The organism is Citrobacter sp. Cb031 (assembly GCF_030336725.1).
Taxonomy (GTDB): Bacteria; Pseudomonadota; Gammaproteobacteria; order Enterobacterales; family Enterobacteriaceae; genus Citrobacter; species Citrobacter braakii.
Genome location: NZ_JAOWDA010000021.1, coordinates 67,772 through 90,758, shown reverse-complemented (window position 1 = coordinate 90,758; position 22,987 = coordinate 67,772). Strand labels below are relative to the sequence as shown.

Here is a 22,987-nt window from a genome sequence, read left to right as displayed (position 1 = left end):
GATCTCATCCGGGTGACATCTGTCTGCACGACGCTCATTATGAAAGCAGTAGCATTTATGAGGGCAATCCGAAATGGAACAGTTGCGTGCCGAACTCAGTCATCTGTTGGGTGAAAAACTCAGTCGTATAGAATGCGTGAATGAAAAAGTGGATACGGCCCTGTGGTCACTGTACGACAGCCAGGGAAATCCGATGCCACTGATGGCGAGAAGTTTCACCACGCCGGGTATGGCGCAGCAGTTGGCATGGAAAACCTCCATGCTGGCGCGCAGTGGTACGGTGCGTATGCCCGTCATTTATGGGGTCTTAACCCACGAGGAACATCCCGGTCCTGATGTGCTACTGCTTGAGCGTTTACGTGGAGTGCCGGTGGAAGCGCCTGCCCGAACGCCCGAACGCTGGGAACATTTAAAAGATCAGATCGTAGAAGGTCTGCTGTCATGGCATCGACAGGATAGTGCTGGCTGCGTGGGAATGGTGGATAACACGCAAGAGAATATCTGGCCATCCTGGTATCGTCAGCGGGTTGAGGTGCTGTGGACCACGTTAAATCAGTTCAACAATACCGGGCTAACGATGCAGGACAAGCGGATCCTGTTTCGCACCCGTGAGTGTTTGCCTGCCTTATTTGAAGGATTCAATGATAACTGCGTGCTGATCCACGGTAATTTCAGTTTACGTAGCATGCTCAAAGACGCCCGTAGCGATCAGCTTCTGGCTATGGTGGGACCGGGGTTGATGCTGTGGGCGCCAAGGGAATATGAACTGTTCCGCCTGATGGATAATGCGCTGGCGGAAAGCCTGCTTTGGCAATACCTGCAGCGCGCGCCAGTGGCGGAGTCATTCATCTGGCGGCGCTGGTTGTATGTGTTATGGGATGAAGTGACGCAATTGGTCAACACCGGACGCTTTAATCGTTCCAACTTTGACCTGGCAACGAAATCATTGCTGCCGTGGCTCGCATGATAAACATGTGAACATCTTATCAGGCAACATTCCTGTCAATGTTCCGATCCTTTCAGCCACTGCCAGATGCGTCCCAGGGTTTCGTAACCAACGCGATCGCTGTGCATCAACCAAACGGGGGAGGGTATAGCGCGCTCCCACGGATTAAGCGGTGAATCAATTGCTAACTGATTGGCTGGCGCTGGCAGCGGATGCAAGCCGGCCTGCTGGAAGAAGGTCATCGCCCGCGGTAAGTGGGAGGCAGAGGTTACCAGCAGGAACGGCGCATTGCCGATGGCCTTCTTTACCGCTGCGGCTTCTTCTTCGGTATCTTTGGGGTGATCCAGGGTGATGATTTCATCGGCTGGCACCCCCAGCGACTGCGCTACGCGGGCGCCAGCTTCTGCGGTACTGACGTTATTCGTCTTTGCGGCAGCGCCGGTAAAGATGAGCTTCGATCCCGGGTTTGCGCGCCATAGGCGAATACCTTCATTCAGACGTGGAAGGCTGTTGCTGATCAGATTTGAACTCGGCGCCCACTGCGGATTCCAGGTATACCCTCCGCCCAGCACCACAATATATTCCACTTTTTGCGAACCTTGCCACGTTGGATAACTGTCCTCAATCGGTTTCAACAGTCTGTCGGCGACGGGCTGTAAACTAAGGAGTAACAGTGCCAGCCAACTCAGGCTAATACACACTTTCCCTGTTTTTTGAAAGCGACTGAACCAGACCAGCGCCAGGCCAATACCCATCATAATTAGCATCAGTGGCAGCGGCAGCATCATACCGCCAATCACTTTCTTCAGCGTAAAAAGCATCCTTTTTGGTTCCTTTTTTAACCATACAGCAGGGGATCTGCAGGGATATTACACCAGGAAGGTTCATTCTCGGCGTGGGTGTGACAAAATAGCGGTTTTACTTAGTCACCCTAAAGCCAGTATGCGGAGAGCCCGATGCGGGATCGCAATTTTGATGACATTGCAGAGAAGTTTTCCCGTAACATTTACGGCACCACCAAAGGTCAATTAAGACAGGCTATCCTTTGGCAGGATCTGGATCGATTACTGGAAACGTTCGGTGAGCAAAAACTGCACATTCTGGATGCCGGTGGTGGTGAAGGGCAAACGGCCATCAAAATGGCGGAACGAGGACATTTCGTCACATTATGCGATCTGTCTGGCGAGATGATCGCCCGAGCGCAACAGGCGGCAGAGGCAAAAGGTGTGAGCGGGAACATGCATTTTATACAATGCGCCGCTCAGGATGTTGCTTCGCATTTGGAAAGCCCGGTTGATCTGATATTGTTTCATGCTGTGCTGGAGTGGGTGACAGATCCGGTCAACGTGTTGCAGACTCTGTGGTCAGTATTGCGTCCTGGCGGCGCGCTGTCGTTAATGTTCTACAATGCTAACGGTCTGTTGATGCATAACATGGTCGCAGGGAACTTTGACTATGTGCAGGTGGGGATGCCGAAACGTAAAAAACGCACGCTTTCACCGGACTACCCGCGCGATCCGGGGCAGGTCTACCAGTGGCTGGACGAGATCGGTTGGCAGATAACCGGTAAAACGGGCGTCCGCGTGTTTCATGATTATCTGCGAGATAAACATAAACAGCATGACGACTTTGAAATGTTACTTGAGTTAGAAACGCGCTATTGCCGCCAGGAACCGTATATCAGCCTTGGGCGCTATATTCATGTCACCGCGATTAAAAGTTCGGCCCGAGCCGCAGATGCAAGGATAATTTATGAGTGAATTTTCCCAGACAGTCCCCGAACTGGTTGCCTGGGCCAGAAAAAATGACTTCTCCATCTCTCTGCCGGTAGACAGACTTTCGTTCCTGCTGGCGGTCGCGACCCTGAACGGTGAGCGACTTGACGGCGAGATGAGTGAAGGTGAGCTGGTGGATGCGTTCCGCCATGTGAGTGATGCGTTTGAGCAAACCAGCGAAACCATCGGCGTACGCGCCAACAACGCGATCAACGATATGGTGCGTCAACGTCTGCTGAACCGCTTTACCAGCGAGCAGGCGGAAGGCAACGCTATATATCGTTTAACGCCATTGGGAATTGGCATCACGGATTACTACATTCGTCAGCGCGAATTCTCTACGCTGCGTCTTTCAATGCAGCTGTCGATTGTTGCAGGTGAACTAAAGCGCGCGGCGGATGCGGCAGCGGAAGGTGGCGATGAGTTCCACTGGCATCGCAACGTCTACGCGCCATTGAAATACTCGGTGGCGGAGATTTTCGACAGTATCGATCTGACTCAGCGCATCATGGATGAACAACAACAGCAGGTAAAAGACGACATCGCACAGTTGCTTAATAAAGACTGGCGGGCGGCGATCTCCAGCTGTGAACTGCTGCTCTCTGAAACGTCTGGTACGCTGCGTGAACTGCAGGATACGCTGGAAGCGGCGGGGGATAAGCTGCAGGCTCACCTGTTACACATCCAGGACGCCACGATGACGCATGACGATTTGCATTTCGTCGATCGGCTGGTGTTTGACTTACAAAGTAAGCTCGACCGCATTATCAGTTGGGGTCAGCAGTCCATTGATTTATGGATCGGCTACGATCGTCACGTGCATAAGTTTATCCGTACCGCGATCGATATGGATAAAAACCGCGTCTTTGCCCAGCGTTTGCGCCAGTCCGTGCAGACATACTTTGACGATCCGTGGGCGCTAACCTATGCCAACGCCGATCGTCTGCTGGATATGCGTGACGAAGAGATGGTGCTGCGTGACGAAGAGGTCACCGGCGAGCTTCCGGAAGATCTGGAATATGAAGAATTTAACGAGATCCGTGAACAGCTGGCGGCGATCATCGAAGAACAGCTGGCTATCTACAAATCCAGACAAACACCACTGGATCTCGGTTTGGTCGTGCGCGAGTATCTGGCGCAATACCCACGTGCGCGTCATTTCGACGTCGCGCGCATAGTTATCGATCAGGCGGTACGCCTTGGCGTAGCGCAAGCAGACTTCACCGGACTGCCAGCCAAATGGCAGCCGATTAATGATTACGGAGCCAAGGTACAGGCGCATGTCATTGACAAATATTGAACAAGTGATGCCGGTAAAGCTGGCGCAGGCGCTGGCGAATCCGTTATTTCCGGCGCTGGACAGCGCCTTACGTTCGGGCCGCCATATCGGTCTGGATGAACTGGATAATCATGCCTTCCTGATGGATTTTCAGGAATATTTTGAAGAGTTTTACAGCCGCTATAACGTGGAATTGATCCGTGCGCCGGAAGGGTTCTTCTACCTTCGCCCGCGTTCAACGACGCTCATTCCCCGTTCGGTCCTGTCTGAACTGGACATGATGGTCGGTAAAATTCTTTGCTATCTCTATCTCAGCCCGGAACGCCTGGCGAACGAAGGGATTTTTACCCAGCAAGAGTTGTACGACGAGCTGCTAACGCTGGCTGATGAAGCGAAGCTGCTGAAACTGGTGAACAACCGTTCAACCGGTTCGGATGTTGATCGCCAGAAACTACAGGAAAAAGTTCGTTCTTCACTAAACCGTCTGCGCCGTTTAGGCATGGTGTGGTTTATGGGTCACGACAGCAGCAAATTCCGTATTACGGAATCAGTCTTCCGCTTTGGCGCGGACGTGCGAAGCGGTGACGATCCGCGCGAAGCGCAGCGTCGCTTAATTCGTGATGGCGAAGCGATGCCGGTCGAGAACCGCCTGCAGCTCAACGATGAGCCCGAAGAGAATCAGCCGGACAGTGGAGAAGAAGAATAATGATTGAACGCGGTAAATTTCGCTCACTTACGCTGATTAACTGGAATGGTTTTTTTGCCCGTACATTCGACCTTGATGAACTGGTTACCACGCTGTCCGGCGGTAACGGTGCGGGTAAGTCCACCACCATGGCGGCATTTGTTACAGCGCTCATCCCGGACTTAACCCTGCTGCATTTCCGTAACACCACCGAAGCCGGTGCAACCAGTGGTTCACGTGATAAGGGCCTGCACGGTAAGTTGAAAGCGGGCGTCTGTTACTCAATGCTCGACGTCCTCAACTCGCGGCATCAGCGCGTGGTCGTGGGGGTGCGTCTGCAACAGGTTGCCGGTCGCGATCGTAAAGTGGATATCAAACCGTTTGCCATTCAGGGACTGCCGATGTCGGTGCAGCCAACCCAACTGGTGACGGAAACGCTGAATGAACGCCAGGCGCGCGTGCTGTCCCTCTCTGAGCTGAAAGAGAAGCTTGATGAGATGGAAGGTGTGCAGTTTAAACAGTTCAACTCAATCACCGATTATCACTCACTGATGTTCGATCTGGGCATCATCGCCCGTCGTCTGCGTTCCGCGTCTGACCGTAGTAAATTCTATCGTCTGATTGAAGCCTCGCTGTACGGCGGGATCTCCAGTGCCATTACCCGTTCACTGCGTGACTACCTGCTGCCGGAAAACAGCGGCGTACGTAAAGCCTTCCAGGATATGGAAGCTGCGCTGCGTGAAAACCGCATGACGCTGGAAGCGATTCGCGTAACTCAGTCTGACCGCGATCTGTTTAAGCATTTGATCAGCGAAGCGACTAACTATGTGGCCGCGGATTATATGCGTCACGCCAACGAACGTCGTATCCATCTTGATAAAGCGCTGGAATATCGTCGTGAGCTGCATACCTCACGTAAGCAGCTGGCCGCGGAGCAGTATAAGCACGTGGATATGGCGCGCGAACTGGGCGAGCATAACGGCGCGGAAGGCGATCTGGAAGCTGATTACCAGGCCGCGAGCGATCACCTGAATCTGGTGCAAACCGCGCTGCGTCAGCAGGAAAAAATTGAACGCTACGAAGCAGATCTCGAAGAACTGCAGGTCCGTCTCGAAGAACAAAATGAGGTGGTCGCGGAAGCCGTTGACCGCCAGGATGAAAACGAAGCCCGCGCAGAAGCCGCGGAACTGGAAGTGGATGAGCTGAAAAGCCAGCTTGCCGATTATCAGCAAGCGCTGGACGTCCAGCAAACGCGAGCCATCCAATATACCCAGGCGATCCAAGCGCTGAATCGGGCGAAAGAGCTCTGCCACTTACCGGATCTGACCGCCGACAGCGCTGCTGAATGGCTGGAAACCTTCCAGGCTAAAGAGCAGGAAGCCACTGAAAAACTGCTGACGCTGGAACAAAAAATGAGCGTGGCGCAAACCGCGCACAGCCAGTTCGAACAGGCTTATCAACTGGTGGCGGCTATCAATGGCCCGCTGGCGCGTGGTGAAGCCTGGAGCGTGGCGCGTGAACTGCTGCGGGAAGGCGTTGAACAGCGCCACCTGGCGGAACAGGTTCAGCCGTTGCGTATGCGACTCAGCGAACTGGAGCAGCGTCTGCGCGAACAGCAAGACGCCGAACGTCTGCTGGCTGAATTCTGCAAGCGTCAGGGTAAACAGTTCGATATCGATGAGCTGGAAGCGCTGCACCAGGAGCTGGAAGCACGCATCGCCGCCTTGTCGGATAGCGTCTCTTCTGCCAGCGAACAGCGTATGACGTTGCGTCAAGAGCAGGAACAACTGCAGTCTCGTATCCAGCACTTAATGAAACGTGCGCCTGTCTGGCTGGCCGCGCAGAATAGCCTGAATCAGCTTAGCGAGCAGTGTGGCGAAGAGTTTACCTCAAGCCAGGACGTGACCGAGTATCTGCAACAACTGCTGGAGCGCGAGCGTGAAGCCATTGTTGAGCGTGATGAAGTCGGTGCGCGCAAAAATGCAGTTGATGAAGAAATTGAACGTTTAAGTCAGCCGGGCGGGGCGGAAGATCAGCGTCTGAACGCGCTGGCGGAGCGCTTCGGCGGCGTTCTGCTGTCAGAAATCTATGACGACGTTAGCCTTGAAGATGCGCCGTACTTCTCTGCGCTGTACGGTCCTTCGCGTCATGCCATCGTGGTGCCGGATCTGTCGCTGATTACCGAGCAGCTTGAAGGGCTGACGGATTGTCCGGAAGATCTCTATTTCATCGAAGGGGATCCGCAGTCGTTTGATGACAGCGTTTTCAGCGTTGATGAGCTGGAAAAAGCGGTAGTGGTGAAAACCGCCGAGCGTCAGTGGCGTTATTCCCGCTTCCCGACGGTGCCGATTTTTGGCCGTGCAGCGCGCGAAAGCCGTATCGAAACCCTGCATGCCGAGCGTGAAGGGCTGTCTGAACGTTTCGCAACGCTCTCCTTTGACGTCCAGAAAACCCAGCGTCTGCATCAGGCGTTCAGTCGTTTCATTGGCAGTCATTTGTCGGTGGCGTTTGAAGCCGATCCGGAAGCGGAAATTCGCCAACTGAATGGCCGTCGCGTTGAACTGGAACGTGCGCTGAGCAATCATGAAAATGATAATCAGCAAAGCCGTATGCAGTTTGAGCAGGCGAAAGAGGGGGTCTCTGCTCTTAACCGCCTTCTCCCGCGTTTGAATCTGCTGGCGGATGACACGCTGGCCGATCGCGTGGACGAAATTCGTGAGCGCCTGGATGAAGCCCAGGAAGCAGCGCGTTTTGTACAGCAACATGGCAACCAGTTAGCCAAACTGGAACCGATTGTTTCGGTCCTGCAAAATGACCCTGAGCAGTTTGAACAACTGAAGGAAGACTACGCGTATTCCCAGCAGATGCAGCGCGATGCGCGTCAGCAAGCTTTTGCCTTGACCGAAGTAGTGCAGCGCCGGGCGCACTTTAGCTATTCCGACTCTGCTGAAATGCTTAGCGGCAACAGCGATCTGAACGAAAAACTGCGTGAGCGCCTGGAACAGGCGGAAGCTGAACGTACCCACGCCCGTGAAGCGCTACGCAGTCACGCTGCACAGTTAAGCCAGTACAACCAGGTCATGGCGTCGCTGAAAAGCTCCTATGACACCAAAAAAGAGCTGCTTAACGATTTACAACGTGAACTGCAGGATATTGGCGTTCGTGCGGACAGCGGTGCCGAAGAGCGCGCGCGTATTCGTCGTGATGAACTGCATGCGCAGCTCAGCAATAACCGTGCCCGCCGTAACCAACTGGAAAAAGCGCTGACCTTCTGCGAAGCGGAGATGGAAAACCTGACCCGCAGGCTGCGCAAGCTGGAACGTGATTATTTTGAGATGCGCGAGCAGGTGGTTACCGCGAAAGCCGGATGGTGTGCAGTGATGCGGATGGTGAAAGATAACGGCGTTGAACGCCGCCTGCACCGTCGGGAGCTGGCGTATCTTTCCGGTGATGAACTGCGCTCGATGTCGGATAAGGCGCTCGGTGCGCTGCGCCTGGCGGTTGCGGATAACGAACACCTGCGCGATGTACTGCGCATGTCTGAAGATCCAAAACGCCCAGAGCGTAAAATTCAGTTCTTTGTCGCGGTTTATCAGCATCTGCGTGAACGTATTCGTCAGGATATCATCCGTACCGACGATCCGGTTGAAGCGATCGAACAGATGGAGATTGAGCTGAGCCGTCTGACGGAAGAATTAACGTCCCGCGAACAGAAACTGGCGATCAGCTCTCGCAGCGTGGCGAATATCATTCGTAAGACCATTCAGCGCGAACAGAACCGTATTCGCATGCTGAACCAGGGGCTGCAAAGCGTGTCGTTTGGCCAGGTAAACAGCGTTCGTCTGAACGTCAACGTACGCGAGACGCATGCTACCTTGCTGGACGTACTTTCCGAACAGCATGAGCAGCACCAGGATCTGTTTAACAGCAATCGTCTGACCTTCTCTGAAGCGCTGGCGAAGTTGTATCAGCGTCTGAATCCGCAGATTGATATGGGGCAACGTACGCCGCAAACCATTGGTGAAGAGCTGCTGGATTACCGTAACTATCTGGAAATGGAAGTTGAGGTTAACCGTGGCTCTGACGGCTGGCTGCGTGCTGAATCTGGTGCGCTGTCAACCGGTGAAGCGATCGGGACCGGGATGTCTATTCTGGTGATGGTTGTGCAAAGCTGGGAAGACGAAGGGCGTAGACTGCGCGGGAAAGATATTTCTCCTTGCCGTCTGCTGTTCCTGGATGAAGCTGCGCGACTTGATGCACGCTCTATCGCGACTCTGTTTGAACTGTGCGAGCGTCTGCAAATGCAGCTGATTATCGCAGCCCCAGAAAACATTAGCCCGGAGAAAGGCACCACTTACAAACTGGTGCGTAAAGTCTTCCAGAACACCGAACACGTTCACGTGGTAGGTCTGCGCGGGTTTGCGCCTCAGCTACCTGAGCCGCTGCCTGGCACCGAAGATGCCTCCTCGCAGGCAAGCTAAATAAAAGGCGGCTAAATGGCCGCCTTCTTTTTTCTGGAAATTCTCAATAACTGGTGTAATTTCTTTAAACTTCTTTACATTAGGTTAGGCAAAATTTTTTTCATGTTTATATACTAAAGGTAAGCCTAACGCGTCACAGGCTTGCTCGTCATACTTCAGCTTGTATTGGCGTTTTACAGGTTCGGCCCCGCCAAAATAAGGGGAAGACATACGGCCTGGCTACTCAAAGTATGATAAAAAAACAGGGGGCAAGGGATGTTGCTTAATAAAATGTGTGGTCGTCGGCTGTCGGCAATTAGTTTGTGCCTGGCCGTAACATTCGCTCCACTGTTCAATGCGCAGGCCGATGAGCCTGAAATGATCCCTGGCGATAGCTCAGCGACCGTCAGTGAACAGCCAACAGCGTTATCACAGCCGCAGGCTCAATCTTCCGCGACGGCTATCATGGCAGGTATCCAACCACTGCCCGAGGGCGTGTCAGTTGATAAAGCCCGCGCCGAATTACAATCTCAACTTCCAGCGGGCTTCACACCGGTTTATATGAGCCAACTGGAACTGCTGTATGCCGCACGCGAAATGAAACCGATGTGGGAAAATCGTGATGCGGTAAAAGCCTTTCAGCAACAGTTAGCTGAAGTGGCGATTGCCGGCTTTCAGCCGCAGTTCACCACCTGGGTTGCTCTACTGACTGACCCGGCAGTAACCGGTCAGGCGCGAGATATCGTGCTCTCAGATGCGATGATGGGGTATCTGCACTTTATTGCCAACATCCCCGTCAAAGGTAATCGCTGGCTCTATAGCGATAAGCCCTATGCGCTGACGACGCCGCCGATTTCCGTGATCAACCAATGGCAAGTCGCGCTGGATAACGGTCAACTGACTTCGTTTGTCGCCAGCCTGGCACCGCAACATCCGCAGTACGCAGCCATGCATGAATCGCTGCTCAAGCTGGTGGGCGATACGCGGCCCTGGCCGCAACTGACCAGTATCGCGACGCTGCGTCCGGGGGAGTGGAGTAAGGATATCCCTGCGCTGCGTGAAATTTTGCGCCGCACCGGGATGCTGGAATCTGTTGTCAGTACGGCTGCCAAAGAAGGCCGTAGCGCTTACGATCGTGAACTTGTTGACGCGGTTAAGCGTTTTCAGACGTGGCAGGGGCTTGGGGCCGATGGCGCGATTGGCCCTGCCACGCGTGACTGGCTGAACGTGACGCCCGCTCAACGTGCGGGCGTGCTGGCGTTAAATATTCAGCGCTTGCGCCTGCTGCCGGGTACGCTGTCTACCGGTATTATGGTGAATATTCCTGCCTACTCGCTGGTGTATTATCAGAACGGCAATCAGGTGCTGGCCTCGCGCGTTATCGTCGGACGTCCCGATCGTAAAACGCCGATGATGAGCAGTGCGCTGAATAACGTGGTCGTTAACCCGCCGTGGAACGTGCCGCCGACGCTGGCCCGGAAGGATATTCTGCCTAAGGTTTGGAATGACCCAGGGTATCTTGAGCGTCACGGCTATACCGTAATGCGCGGCTGGAACAGCAAAGAGACGATAGATCCGTGGCAGGTTGACTGGGCCACCATCACCGCCTCCAATCTGCCGTTCCGCTTCCAGCAGGCTCCGGGAGCGCGTAACTCGCTCGGACGCTATAAATTCAATATGCCGAGTTCGGATGCTATTTATCTGCACGATACGCCGAACCACACTCTGTTTCAGAAGGATTCGCGGGCGTTAAGCTCCGGCTGCGTGCGCGTGAACAAGGCATCTGAGCTGGCGAATATGCTGCTACAGGATGCGGGGTGGAATGATACGCGCATCTCGGATGCCCTGAAGCAAGGGGATACAAGGTACGTGAATATTCGCCAGAATATCCCCGTTAACCTCTACTATCTGACCGCATTTGTTGGCCCGGATGGTCGCACGCAGTATCGTACAGATATTTACAATTACGATCAGACAGCGCGATCCAGTGCACAAATTGTGTCAAAAGCTGAACAATTAATCAGATAAATGAAGCAGTTCGAGGAAAATAATTGTCGTAAGTTATGCTGGAAACGGGGCGGAATGGCTGCAAGCCCCGTATTTCCTGGGGTTGGGAGCCTTGACGTGGACTACTTAGCCAGATAAGGTTTCCCGCGTGCGCTAGAGCATACATACGATAACATTGACCTTGTAGACCTTAAAACCATGGACAAATTTGACGCTAATCGCCGCAAACTGCTGGCGCTTGGTGGCATTGCCCTCGGCGCTGCCATCCTGCCTACGCCTGCGTTTGCTACACTCTCCACCCCACGTCCGCGCATTTTGACTCTGAATAACCTGCATACCGGTGAGTCAATAAAAGCAGAGTTTTTTGATGGCAGGGGCTATATTCAGGACGAATTAGCTAAACTTAATCACTTTTTCCGTGATTTTCGTGCGAATAAAGTGAAATCCATCGATCCGGGATTGTTCGATCAACTCTTCCGTCTGCAGGGCCTGCTGGGCACGCGTAAACCCGTACAGCTTATTTCTGGTTACCGCTCTATTGATACCAATAATGAATTACGTGCGCACAGCCGCGGTGTGGCAAAGAAAAGCTACCACACGAAAGGGCAGGCCATGGATTTCCATATTGAAGGCATCGCATTAAGTAATATTCGCAAAGCTGCGTTATCTATGCGCGCAGGTGGTGTAGGATACTACCCACGCAGTAACTTTGTGCATATTGACACCGGACCGGCGCGTCATTGGTGATCCATAAGCTTAATGAAACAGGAGCCGTATGAACTATCGTATTATTCCGGTCACTGCATTCGCCCAGAACTGCTCGTTAATCTGGTGTGAGCAAACCCGTCTGGCTGCGCTGGTCGATCCCGGCGGCGATGCTGAGAAAATCAAACAGGAAGTCGATGCCAGTGGCCTGACGCTAATGCAGATCCTGCTCACCCATGGTCATCTTGATCACGTAGGTGCGGCGGCTGAACTGGCACAGCATTATGGTGTACCGGTTATTGGTCCGGAAAAAGAAGATGAGTTCTGGTTACAAGGACTTCCTGCTCAGAGTCGCATGTTTGGCCTGGGCGATTGTGAGCCGCTGACGCCCGATCGCTGGTTGAATGAAGGCGACCGGGTAAGCGTGGGTAACGTGACGTTGCAGGTACTGCATTGCCCGGGTCACACGCCGGGACATGTGGTCTTCTTTGATGAACAATCAAAGCTACTGATTTCTGGTGACGTGATTTTCAAAGGCGGCGTAGGGCGCAGCGATTTTCCTCGCGGAGATCATAGTCAATTGATTGATTCGATTAAACGTAAACTGTTGCCGTTGGGCGATGACGTGACGTTTATTCCGGGTCACGGCCCACTTTCGACGTTGGGCAACGAACGGCTACATAATCCGTTCCTGCAGGATGAAATGCCAGTCTGGTAACACCGCAGATAAATGAAAAAGGCCGCTATTGCGGCCTTTTTAGTACGCGATAGATTACAGTACTGCGACAATCGCTTCGCACAGCGGCGCCATGTTATCTGGCGTCATTCCTGCTACGTTCACACGTCCGGAAGCGACGGCATAGACACCAAACTCTTCACGCAGACGCAGAACCTGCTCTTTGGTCAGGCCGCTGAATGAGAACATGCCGTTCTGTTTGATGATAAAGCTGAAGTCTCGGTTCGCACCTTTCTCCTGCAGCGTATTCACAAACAGCAAACGCATGCGTTGGATGCGTTGACGCATATCAGTCAGTTCCTGCTCCCAGATAGCGCGCAGGGCATCGTTGCTCAGGATGGTTGCCACAACCGACGCACCGTGTGCTGGTGGGTTGGAATAGTTGGCACGAATGACGGATTTCATCTGGCTAAATGCGCGGTCGACGGTTTCAGCATCGGCTGCAACCAGAGTACAGGCGCCTACGCGCTCATTGTACAGACCAAAGTTCTTGGAGTAGGAGCTGGCGACGATCAGCTCTTTGTGCAGCGCAGCGAATGCGCGCAGACCTTCTGCATCTTCTTCCAGACCGCGGGCAAAGCCCTGGTATGCGAAGTCAAACAGCGGCAACCAACCTTTTTCGACAGAAAGCTGAGCCAGCGTTTGCCACTGCTCCAGCGTAGGATCGATACCGGTTGGGTTATGGCAGCAGCCGTGGAATAACACCACGTCGCCAGCCTGCGCTTCGCTGAGGCTTGCCAGCAGCGCATCAAAGTCTAATGAGTGATTCGCGGCATCGTAATAGTTGTATTCACGAACTTCCAGACCGGCAGAGTTAAAGACGCTCTTATGGTTTGGCCAGCTTGGATTGCTCACCCATACGCGTTTAGCTGAGGTGTTTTTTGCCAGGAAATCAGCGGCCACACGCAGTGCGCCAGTGCCGCCAGGGGTCTGTGCTGTACGCGCACGTTTGTCGTTGATAAGCGAACTTTCTTTACCAAACAGTAATTCCTGAGTGCAGCGACCAAACTCTGGAATACCGTCGATGCCAAGGTAATTTTTGGTGGTTTCATTTTCCAGAATATATTGCTCGGCTTTTTTAACGCTGGTCAGTACCGGCGTTTTGCCTGTCTCATCTTTATATACACCGATCCCAAGGTTTATTTTTCCTGGGCGGTCATCGGCACGAAACAAATCAGCCAGACCCAAAATGGGGTCGGCAGGAGCGGCAGTAATGTTCTCAAACATGACGAGGTTCCATAGTGATTACAGAAGGGAAGTCCGCTATCAGGTTAACGGTAGATTTACAAAATGCCAACCGTTACTGACGAAAAGCCGAGGTGTTTTTTTAAGACGCAAGAATCCGCTAGCAGAGATAAAAAAACAGGACCGAAGTCCTGTTTTTTAGGCATTTAACAAAGAGGTCTGCTATTAGAACTGGTAAACGATACCCACTGCAACGGTGTCGTCAGAGCCTACGCCCAGTTTGTTGTCAGAATCGATCTGGTTGATGATATAATCAACATAGGTGGACATGTTTTTGTTGAAGTAGTAAGTCGCACCCACTTCGAAGTAGTTCACCAGATCTACGTCGCCGATTCCTTCGATGTCCTTACCTTTAGATTTGGTATAGGCGAGGGACGGACGCAGGCCGAAGTCGAACTGGTACTGAGCAACCAACAGGACGTCTTCAGTTTTGTTAGCATAACCGTTAGCGATACGGGTTGCGTTACGGGTTTCGCTGTAGTTCGCCGCCAGGTAGATGTTGTTAGCATCGTATTTCAAGCCGGTCGCCCACTGCTCAGCTTTGTCGCCGTGGCCGCGCAGAAGTGGGTTTTGCTGGGCATCGGTACGATCAGCTGCACCATACGCACCTACGATACCAAAACCTTCGAATTCGTAGCTAACAGAACCGCCAACGCCATCACCGTTAGAGCGACGAACGTCATCACGCTCGTTTTTGCCCAGGTACTGAACAGCGAAGTTCAGGCCTTCAACCAAACCGAAGAAGTTAGAGTTACGGTAAGTTGCGAGACCGCCGTTACGCTGAGAGAAGAACTGGTCGGAAGCAGCAGTATCACCACCGAATTCTGGCAGCATATCGGTGTAACCCAGAGCATCGTAAACGACGCCGTAGTTACGACCGTAATCGAAGGAGCCTGCATCACCGAATTTCAGACCGGCAAACGCCAGACGGGTTTTGTTGCCATTCTGAGCATCATCACCGCCTTCAGAGTTATTGCCGCTGAACTGGTATTCCCACTGGCCGTAACCGGTCAGTTGGTCGTTAATCTGAGTTTCCCCTTTGAAACCAAGACGGGCGTAAGTCTGATCGCCATTAGGTGCGTAGGCATTGTCACCGTTGTGCTTGGAAAAATAGTGCAGACCTACTGCTTTACCGTACAGGTCTACTTTGTTGCCATCTTTGTTATAGATTTCTGCAGCGTTAGCTGCCCCGGCTACCAGCAGAGCAGGGATAACCACTGCCAGAATATTGCGCTTCATCATTATTTATTACCCTCATCGGTTTTTATATGACACCTGCCACTGCCGCCAATAATTTCCGTCAATAAAAATTTACGGAACTATTGATGAGAGTTTGGTGTCTTTATGTGTCTGACAGGCATCTTTCCATTCAAACTATCGTTTCGCTACCGTCAAAGTGCTACAAATATAAAGATTTGGTTTCAAAAAGAAAAAGTGTGTAACAAAATGTTATTTTTGTGCAACTTTGTGAACAACTTCAAATTTCAGATGTCCGTACGCTAAAAATCACCGCTTCTATTTCTATTTATATGATTTTCTTATATTTAATTTAGATAAACTCCTTTTTTCTCTGTTCTGCCATAAAGTTCCTGCTTTACAGATGGCTATTTCTGGACGTCTGGAATGCCGCGCAAATGGTCAGAAAATGTACTATTTAATCAGAAAATACTAATCCACAATAAAAATGCTGATTATTTTTTGTTCAAATATGTTGCAGTGAAATATTACGTAACAGGAAGGGGGGAAGGCGAAGGGTTGTGTTAAACGCGGGAGGGGGATCCCAAAACGTGAAGCGGTGACAAAAAAAGCCAGCAATGCTGGCTTTTGTATCAAAAATGCAGGGTTAGAACGTGGCGTTACGCGGGGTACGCGGGAACGGAATAACGTCACGGACGTTCTGCACGCCGGTAACGTAAGCGATCAAACGCTCAAAGCCCAAACCGAAGCCGGAATGTGGAACGGTACCGTAGCGACGCAGGTCGCGATACCACCAGTAATCTTCTTTGTTCAGACCCATTTCCAGCATACGGGCATCCAGGACGTCCAGACGCTCTTCACGCTGAGAACCACCGATGATTTCACCGATTCCTGGAGCCAGGACGTCCATTGCTGCAACGGTTTTACCGTCTTCGTTAAGGCGCATATAAAACGCTTTGATATCTTTCGGGTAGTTTTTAACGACGACCGGCGCTTTAAAGTGCTCTTCAGCAAGGTAACGTTCGTGCTCAGAAGACAGATCCACACCCCAGTAAACCGGGTTTTCGAACTGTTTGCCGCATTTTTCCAGAATGCTTACCGCGTCGGTGTAATCCACCTGCGCGAAGTCAGCCTCAATGAAACGTTCCAGGCGTGAAATCGCGTCTTTGTCGACACGTTCGGCGAAGAATTTCATATCATCCGCACGCTCAGCCAGTACGGCTTTGAACGCGTACTTCAGCATCGCTTCAGCCAGGCCTGCAACATCGTTCAGGTCGGCGAAAGCCACTTCCGGTTCCAGCATCCAGAACTCTGCCAGGTGACGACTGGTATTAGAGTTTTCTGCACGGAACGTCGGGCCAAAGGTATAAATTTTGGACAGAGCACAGGCGTAGGTTTCGCCGTTCAGCTGACCGGAAACGGTCAGGAAAGCTTCTTTACCAAAGAAGTCTTTGTCGAAATCGACTTTGCCCTGATCGTTACGCGGCAGGTTTTCCAGATCCAGCGTAGACACGCGGAACATTTCACCGGCACCTTCGGTGTCGGAAGCGGTGATCAGCGGAGTCGATACCCAAAAGAAACCCTGCTCGTGGAAGAAGCGATGTAGCGCTTGCGCCAGCGTATGACGTACACGCGCGACGGCACCAATCATGTTGGTACGTGGGCGCATGTGCGCCACTTCACGCAGATACTCAATGCTGTGACGCTTAGCCGCCATTGGATAGGTATCAGGATCTTCAACCCAGCCGGCTACTTCAACCTCAGTGGCCTGAATTTCAAAGCTCTGTCCTTGTCCAGGAGATGCAACGACTTTACCCGTTACGATAACTGAACAACCCGTCGTCAGGCGCAGTACGTCCTGATTGTAATTGGGCAGAGAATTATTGATGACGGCCTGTACAGGATCAAAGCAGGAACCGTCATAAACGGCGAGGAAGGAGATGCCAGCTTTTGAATCTCGGCGGGTACGCACCCATCCGCGCACGGTGACTTCGCTGTCAACGGCTACGCGGCCCTGGAGTACGTCGGCTACAGGCACAACGCTCATAATATTCTCTCTGTTAATAGTCGGATATATAAACACATGTCCACCCGTAATGGGGGGATACCTATGTTACCTGGCATCTGCAATCAGACAAGCAGAATTCGTAGCTGGAGTGAAAGATTTCGGAAATTAGCGTGAAAAGGGAGCCAAACTGGCTCCCTGGAAGGTTTAACTGGCTTTTTTAATATGCGGCAAATCGAAGGCTTTGCGTAGCGCGCGCACGAACGCTTTATCGTGGCAGATGGTTTTACCCGGGCTATCAGATAACTTCGCCACAGGTTTGCCGTTACATTCCACCAGCTTGATCACAATATTGAGCGGCTTAACCTGGGGAATATCACAGGTTAAACGTGTGCCAATACCAAAACTCAACTGCACACGAGAAGAGAAGTGGCGGTAGAGCTCAATCGCTTTTTTCAAATCGAGGTTATCTGAAAACACCAGCGTTTTGCTCAGCGGATCAATGCCCAGTTTTTCATAATGGGCGATGGCTTTTTCACCCCATTCCACTGGGTCGCCTGAGTCATGGCGTAAACCCTGATAGCGGGTCGCAAACTCGACGCCAAAGTCGCGTAAAAACGCATCCATGGTGATGCAATCGGTCAGCGCAATGCCGAGTTGGTCAGGATATTCATTTAACCAGGCGGCCAGGGCAACGCGCTGGCTGGTGGCAAGCTCAGGGCTGATTTGCTGATGAGCCTGGAACCACTCATGCGCCTGCGTGCCCATTGGGGTTAATGACAGGCGGCGGGCCAGATCGTAGTTACTGGTGCCGACAAACCAGGGCTCTCGCTGCAGGCGTTTAACAATAGCCTGCTGTACTTCACGTGAAAAACGACGACGCGTACCGAAATCCATCAGATGGAAGCGGGACATATCGACATCTTTCGTTAAAGCAGAGAATTCTACTAGTTTGCTTTCCAGCTCATCGAGTGCCTGCGGGACGCCTGATTCGGGCGAACGGTAACGGTGTACCATCTCGCTGATGACCGCTAGCAGCGGGACTTCCCACATGATCACTTCACGCCACGGCCCGGTTAAGCGGATGTTCAGCTTACCGTTATCATTGGTGACGCAAACCTGTTCCGGGTTATAGCGGAAATCACGTAACCAGGTGAGGTAATCAGCTTTAAAGAAAGGCAGGCCGGAGAGCCACTGGTACTCGTCCTCCTGCAGTCGCAGGTGTTGCATAGCATTCACCTGCTCACGAATAGAATCGGCATAAATACCGAGCAGGTCATCGCCACGGCAACGAAATTCAGCCGCTACTTGTACATCATAGTAGTGGTGAAAAACGGCTTGCTGCATATGCAACTTATAAGCGTCTGTATCCAGCAGCGAGTGCAGAACAGGAGAAGCGAATTGTGTCATAGGTGCGCAGTAGCATCCTCTCACGGGAGCGTTTAGTACAATAAACAACTAAGAAAACCGCTGGAGTATACCTTGTTTAGCGATTTATTGAACCCCGATCACACCATAAGCTGTCTTTCTGGTCGAGGGCAATTCGTGCCGCGTGTTATAAAAATGTAGCAAAAAGGGTGTTTGTGCCTGAAAAGATGAACATTCTGCGTAGCGCGATTTACGCAACAGGAATAGACTGAAGCCGAGACTCTACCAAAGATGCTAAAGGTTTTTTATGACACAACAGCCACAAGCCAAATACCGTCACGACTATCGTGCGCCGGATTACCAGATTACTGATATTGACTTGACCTTTGACCTGGATGCTGAAAAAACCGTGGTCACCGCCGTGAGCCAGGCTGTCCGTCATGGCGCGTCCGATGCGCCCCTGCGCCTGAATGGTGAAGATCTGACCCTGGTGTCGATCCACGTCAACGACGAGCCGTGGGCAGAGTATAAAGAAGAAGAGGGCGCTCTGGTCATCAGTCAACTGCCGGAACGTTTTACGCTGCGTATCGTGAATGAAATTAGCCCGGCGGCCAATACCGCGCTGGAAGGACTGTACAAGTCCGGCGACGCGCTGTGCACCCAGTGTGAAGCGGAAGGGTTCCGCCATATTACCTGGTATCTCGACAGGCCGGATGTCCTGGCGCGTTTTACCACCAAAATTATCGCCGATAAAACCCAATATCCGTTCCTGCTCTCCAACGGTAACCGTGTGGCGCAGGGGGAACTGGAAAATGGTCGTCACTGGGTACAGTGGCAGGATCCGTTCCCGAAACCGTGTTATCTGTTTGCGCTGGTAGCTGGTGATTTCGACGTCTTGCGCGACACCTTTACCACCCGTTCCGGGCGTGAAGTGGCGCTGGAACTGTACGTCGATCGCGGCAACCTGGACCGCGCGCCGTGGGCGATGACCTCGCTGAAAAACTCCATGAAATGGGATGAAGAGCGCTTTGGCCTCGAATATGACCTCGACATTTATATGATTGTCGCGGTCGATTTCTTCAACATGGGGGCGATGGAGAATAAAGGTCTGAACATCTTTAACTCCAAATATGTGCTGGCACGTACCGATACCGCCACCGACAAAGATTACCTCGATATTGAGCGCGTCATCGGTCACGAATATTTCCACAACTGGACCGGCAACCGCGTGACCTGTCGCGACTGGTTCCAGTTGAGCCTGAAAGAGGGGCTAACCGTGTTCCGCGATCAGGAGTTCAGTTCCGATCTCGGCTCACGCGCGGTAAACAGGATCAGCAATGTACGCACCATGCGCGGCCTGCAGTTTGCCGAAGATGCCAGCCCAATGGCGCATCCTATCCGTCCGGATATGGTCATTGAAATGAACAACTTCTATACCCTGACCGTGTACGAAAAGGGCGCTGAAGTTATTCGTATGATCCACACCCTGCTCGGTGAGGCTAACTTCCAGAAAGGGATGCAGTTGTACTTTGAGCGTCATGACGGCAGCGCTGCAACCTGTGATGATTTCGTGCAGGCGATGGAAGATGCGTCCAACGTCGATCTTTCGCATTTCCGCCGCTGGTACAGTCAGTCCGGTACGCCGATTCTGACCGTGCGTGATGACTACAATCCATCCACTGAGCAGTACACGCTGACTATCAGCCAGCGCACGCCGGCCACGCCGGATCAGGCCGAAAAACAGCCGCTGCATATTCCTTTCGCCCTCGAGTTGTATGACAACCAAGGGAAAGTGATCCCGCTGCAAAAAGGCGGGCACCCGGTGAATTCCGTACTCAATGTCACTCAGGCTGAGCAGACGTTTGTCTTCGATAACGTCTACTTCCAGCCGGTTCCGGCACTGCTGTGCGAATTCTCCGCACCGGTAAAACTGGAATACAAATGGAGCGATCAGCAGCTGACTTTCCTGATGCGTCATGCGCGTAACGATTTCTCTCGTTGGGACGCGGCGCAAAGCTTGCTGGCGACCTATATTAAGCTCAACGTAGCCCGCCATCAGCAGGGACAGCCGCTGTCGCTGCCGGTACACGTGGCCGATGCATTCCGGGCGATTTTGCTGGATGAAAAAATCGATCCGGCACTGGCGGCAGAGATTCTGACGCTGCCTTCGGTGAATGAAATTGCTGAACTGTTCGACATCATCGATCCGGTGGCAATAACGGAAGTACGTGAAGCGTTAACTCGCACGCTGGCGGCCGAACTGGCGGATGAATTCCTCGCCATCTATAACGCTAATCATCTTGATGAGTACCGCGTTGAGCATGCCGATATTGGCAAGCGTACGCTACGTAATGCCTGCCTGCGTTTCCTGGCCTTTGGCGAAACCCATCTGGCCGACACGCTGGTCAGCAAGCAGTACCGTGAAGCAAACAATATGACCGATGCGCTGGCGGCGCTGTCCGCGGCAGTCGCGGCGCAACTGCCTTGCCGCGACACGCTAATGCAGGAGTATGACGATAAGTGGCATCATGACGGTCTGGTGATGGACAAATGGTTTATCCTGCAATCCACCAGCCCGGCGAGAAACGTGCTGGAAACGGTACGTGGCTTACTGAAGCACCGTTCCTTCAGTATGAGTAACCCGAACCGAATCCGATCTCTGATTGGCGCCTTTGCGGGCAGCAACCCGGCGGCATTCCATGCGGAAGATGGCAGCGGCTATCAGTTCCTGGTCGACATGCTGACTGAACTCAATAGCCGTAACCCTCAGGTGGCGTCACGTCTGATTGAGCCGCTGATTCGCTTAAAACGGTATGATGCAAAACGTCAGACGCAGATGCGCGCGGCGCTGGAGCAGTTGAAAGGTCTGGAGAATCTCTCCGGCGATCTGTTCGAGAAGGTAACCAAAGCGTTAGCCTGAAACGTTGACCTGTCGTTTTGTAAGCCGGATTAGGCGGTAACGCCGCTATCCGGCAAAAGGCCCGGTGGCGCTTGCGCTTACTGGGCCTGATTTTTCTGAATGCTTATCCATGCCGGCGGATCAGCTGTTCCGTTTCGCTACGCTGCATTACCCGGTTCAACACTTCTGCTTCCAGCTCTGCCAGACGCACCGAACCAATCCGGCGTGGTCGCGCAATATCCACCGTTAAATCCAGTCCGATTTTTCCATCTTCAATAAGCAACACGCGATCGGCCATTGCCACCGCTTCACTGACGTCATGGGTGACCAGCAGTACGGTAAAGCCGTGCTCTTGCCATAAAGAGACAATCAGCTCCTGCATTTCAAGGCGGGTTAAGGCATCCAGCGCACCGAGGGGTTCATCCAGCAACAGCAGACCGGGACGATGAATTAATGCCCGCGCCAGGGCCACGCGCTGTTTTTGTCCACCGGACAGGGCAGCAGGCCATTCCTGAGCACGATTCTCCAGCCCAACTGCGGCCAGCGCGTCCCGGGCCGCATCGCGCCAGTGACCTTTCAGACCCAGACCCACATTATCGATAACCGTCTTCCAGGGCAGCAGACGCGCATCCTGAAACATCATTCGCGTATCCTCCTGAATTTCTGCCAGCGGGGTGGTTCCGGCAAGTAATGCACCTGAGGTGGGAGACTCCAGCCCAGCCAGCAGACGCAGCAACGTGCTTTTACCTCCTCCGCTGCGGCCAACCACGGCAACAAACTGTCCGGCCTGAATGTGCAAATCTAACTGATTGAGCACCGTATTGGCGGCGTATTGTTTCGTCACGGCACTCAGTAAAAGCGGCGTGCCTTGGTTCAGGCGAGCGGTATTCATACGGTAGCCTCCTTCACATGGTAAGCCGGGTTCCAGCGCAGCCAGATCCGCTCCAGCCATTGGGCGCTGACGTCGGCAAGTTTGCCGAGCAGGGCGTAGAGAATAATGGCCACCACGACCACATCGGTTTGCAGAAATTCGCGGGCGTTCATTGCCAGGTAACCAATGCCGGCATTGGCTGAAATGGTTTCCGCGACAATAAGCGTTAACCACATCAGCCCGAGAGCAAAACGCACGCCAACCATAATCGAGGGCAGGGCGCCGGGGAGGATCACATGAATAAATAGTGAAAAACCAGACAACCCATAGCTGCGAGCCATCTCTACCAGAGCGCGATCGATATTGCGGATCCCATGCCAGGTGTTGATGTAAATCGGAAAAAGCGTGCCCAGCGCGACGAGAAAGATCTTGGCGGATTCATCAATGCCGAACCACAAAATCACCAGTGGGATCAGTGCCAGATGCGGCACGTTACGCAGCATCTGCACCGAAGTATCCAGCAGGCGTTCTCCCCACCGCGAAAGACCGCTAATCAGTCCCAGCGTCAGGCCAATCGATCCGCCGATGGAGAAGCCTACCAGCGCGCGCCAGGAGCTGATCGCCAGATGCTGCCAAAGCTCGCCGCTGGCGGAAAGCGTCCAGAAGGCTTCGACAACGCCCTCCGGAGAGGGCAGGATGCGGGTGGACAACCAGCCCATTGATGATGCGAGCTGCCAGAGCGCGACCAACCCAACCGGTAAAAACCAGGGCGCGAGGCGCAGTAACCACCTGTTTTTCGGCGTTGCCAT

The 22,987-nt window shown here is 52.9% G+C and carries 16 protein-coding genes; 9 read left to right on the top strand and 7 right to left on the bottom strand.

Annotated features, from left to right (window positions below; all coding sequences use genetic code 11):
• Positions 1–73: 73 nt before the first annotated feature.
• Positions 74–967, top strand: a complete 894-nt coding sequence (locus OGV93_RS04910; protein WP_016156120.1) for a YcbJ family phosphotransferase — start codon at positions 74–76, stop codon at positions 965–967.
• 35 nt (positions 968–1,002) lie between these two features.
• Here the strand turns inward: OGV93_RS04910 and elyC are convergent, their stop codons facing one another.
• Positions 1,003–1,767, bottom strand: a complete 765-nt coding sequence (elyC, locus tag OGV93_RS04905; protein ID WP_200083707.1) for an envelope biogenesis factor ElyC — start codon at positions 1,765–1,767, stop codon at positions 1,003–1,005.
• A 135-nt stretch (positions 1,768–1,902) separates the two neighbouring features.
• Here elyC and cmoM point away from each other — a divergent pair, with 135 nt between their 5' ends.
• The 7 genes from cmoM to OGV93_RS04870 all read left to right on the top strand — a co-directional run bounded on the left by cmoM (position 1,903) and on the right by OGV93_RS04870 (position 12,575).
• On the top strand, positions 1,903–2,706 hold the full coding sequence (gene cmoM / locus OGV93_RS04900) for a tRNA uridine 5-oxyacetic acid(34) methyltransferase CmoM (protein ID WP_016156122.1): 804 nt from the start codon (positions 1,903–1,905) through the stop codon (positions 2,704–2,706).
• Positions 2,699–4,021 carry a chromosome partition protein MukF gene (gene mukF, locus OGV93_RS04895; protein ID WP_016156123.1) on the top strand — a complete coding sequence of 441 codons (1,323 nt, stop codon included), beginning with the start codon at positions 2,699–2,701 and terminating at the stop codon, positions 4,019–4,021. The genes cmoM and mukF overlap by 8 nt, the downstream gene beginning before the upstream one ends.
• Positions 4,002–4,706, top strand: coding sequence for a chromosome partition protein MukE (gene mukE / locus OGV93_RS04890; RefSeq protein WP_016152457.1), 705 nt, complete (start codon positions 4,002–4,004; stop codon positions 4,704–4,706). Before mukF ends, mukE begins: the two co-directional genes overlap by 20 nt.
• The gene (gene mukB, locus OGV93_RS04885; protein WP_287109416.1) at positions 4,706–9,166 is read left to right on the top strand and encodes a chromosome partition protein MukB; all 4,461 of its coding nucleotides are present in this window, start codon (positions 4,706–4,708) and stop codon (positions 9,164–9,166) included. The genes mukE and mukB overlap by 1 nt, the downstream gene beginning before the upstream one ends.
• Before the next feature lie 255 nt (positions 9,167–9,421).
• The gene (gene ldtD / locus OGV93_RS04880) at positions 9,422–11,173 is read left to right on the top strand and encodes a L,D-transpeptidase (protein WP_131381021.1); all 1,752 of its coding nucleotides are present in this window, start codon (positions 9,422–9,424) and stop codon (positions 11,171–11,173) included.
• A 177-nt stretch (positions 11,174–11,350) separates the two neighbouring features.
• On the top strand, positions 11,351–11,899 hold the full coding sequence (gene mepK / locus OGV93_RS04875) for a peptidoglycan L,D-endopeptidase MepK (protein ID WP_016152461.1): 549 nt from the start codon (positions 11,351–11,353) through the stop codon (positions 11,897–11,899).
• Between the two features lie 28 nt (positions 11,900–11,927).
• Positions 11,928–12,575 (top strand): MBL fold metallo-hydrolase, encoded by a 648-nt coding sequence (locus OGV93_RS04870; RefSeq protein WP_003035823.1) that lies wholly within the window; start codon positions 11,928–11,930, stop codon positions 12,573–12,575.
• A gap of 54 nt (positions 12,576–12,629) precedes the next feature.
• Here OGV93_RS04870 and aspC read toward each other — a convergent pair whose 3' ends face one another.
• From aspC to pncB, 4 genes are all read right to left on the bottom strand, one after another.
• Entirely contained in the window at positions 12,630–13,820 is a 1,191-nt protein-coding gene (aspC, locus tag OGV93_RS04865) for an aspartate transaminase (RefSeq protein ID WP_016152462.1), read from the bottom strand.
• A gap of 183 nt (positions 13,821–14,003) precedes the next feature.
• A complete protein-coding gene (gene ompF / locus OGV93_RS04860) occupies positions 14,004–15,080 on the bottom strand; it encodes a porin OmpF (RefSeq protein ID WP_016156126.1) in 1,077 nt (358 codons plus the stop codon).
• Positions 15,081–15,681: 601 nt separating this feature from the next.
• The gene (asnS, locus tag OGV93_RS04855; RefSeq protein WP_016152464.1) at positions 15,682–17,082 is read right to left on the bottom strand and encodes an asparagine--tRNA ligase; all 1,401 of its coding nucleotides are present in this window, start codon (positions 17,080–17,082) and stop codon (positions 15,682–15,684) included.
• Between the two features lie 165 nt (positions 17,083–17,247).
• Positions 17,248–18,450 carry a nicotinate phosphoribosyltransferase gene (pncB, locus tag OGV93_RS04850; protein ID WP_016152465.1) on the bottom strand — a complete coding sequence of 401 codons (1,203 nt, stop codon included), beginning with the start codon at positions 18,448–18,450 and terminating at the stop codon, positions 17,248–17,250.
• A 265-nt stretch (positions 18,451–18,715) separates the two neighbouring features.
• On the opposite strand from pncB, the gene pepN reads away from it, so the two are divergent.
• Positions 18,716–21,328 carry an aminopeptidase N gene (gene pepN / locus OGV93_RS04845; RefSeq protein WP_019076406.1) on the top strand — a complete coding sequence of 871 codons (2,613 nt, stop codon included), beginning with the start codon at positions 18,716–18,718 and terminating at the stop codon, positions 21,326–21,328.
• A gap of 103 nt (positions 21,329–21,431) precedes the next feature.
• On the opposite strand, the gene ssuB is transcribed toward pepN, so the two are convergent.
• Positions 21,432–22,199, bottom strand: a complete 768-nt coding sequence (gene ssuB / locus OGV93_RS04840) for an aliphatic sulfonates ABC transporter ATP-binding protein (protein WP_200010056.1) — start codon at positions 22,197–22,199, stop codon at positions 21,432–21,434.
• Positions 22,196–22,987: an aliphatic sulfonate ABC transporter permease SsuC gene (gene ssuC / locus OGV93_RS04835; protein ID WP_101699887.1), complete on the bottom strand. Its 792-nt coding sequence runs from the start codon at positions 22,985–22,987 to the stop codon at positions 22,196–22,198. Before ssuC ends, ssuB begins: the two co-directional genes overlap by 4 nt.